Below are 525 nucleotides of genomic sequence, written 5' to 3'. Positions count from 1 at the left end.
ATTTCCTGTACCGTCACAATTATAAACAACTGAACTTGTTAAAGTTGGCTCTGTTGGTAAATCTGCTATTGTAACTGTGTCTGTATACCCTCCACATCCATTTGTATCTTCTATAAGAACATCATAAGTTCCTGCTGCTAATCCTGTAACGGGTGAAGTCGTACTACTTAAGAATGTAGCACTACTTGTTAATTTATAAAAGTAAACATAAGAACCTGTTCCTCCTGTTGGATCTGTGAAGCTTATACTTCCTGAGTTAACCCCTCCTGATGGAGCACAACTTAAATCTGTTGTAGTTGCTCCTCCTCCTGTTAAGGCTTCTGGAACTATAATCGTTGCAGTTGTTTGGAAATCACATCCCTCTGCATCTACAATCGTTATGTTATAACCACCATCTCCTAAACCTGTAAAGTTTTCTGCTGTGGTTCCAACTCCTGTTCGTGTTATCGTAGCAGCTCCTGTTATATTAATCGTATAAGGTGGTGTTCCTTGAGAAACGGTAATACTTAAACTTCCTGTATCTGT

Annotated in this window: 1 protein-coding gene; it reads right to left on the bottom strand. The window is 38.9% G+C overall.

Annotated features, from left to right (window positions below):
- Positions 1-525 (bottom strand): hypothetical protein (locus LCI24_RS16930; protein ID WP_274641428.1); only part of this gene is annotated, 525 nt, incomplete at both ends.

This window comes from Tenacibaculum larymnensis, from assembly GCF_028829235.1.
GTDB lineage: Bacteria > Bacteroidota > Bacteroidia > Flavobacteriales > Flavobacteriaceae > Polaribacter > Polaribacter larymnensis.
The sequence above is the reverse complement of the archived record's forward strand: the minus strand, read 5'-3'. Positions and strand labels throughout refer to the sequence as shown.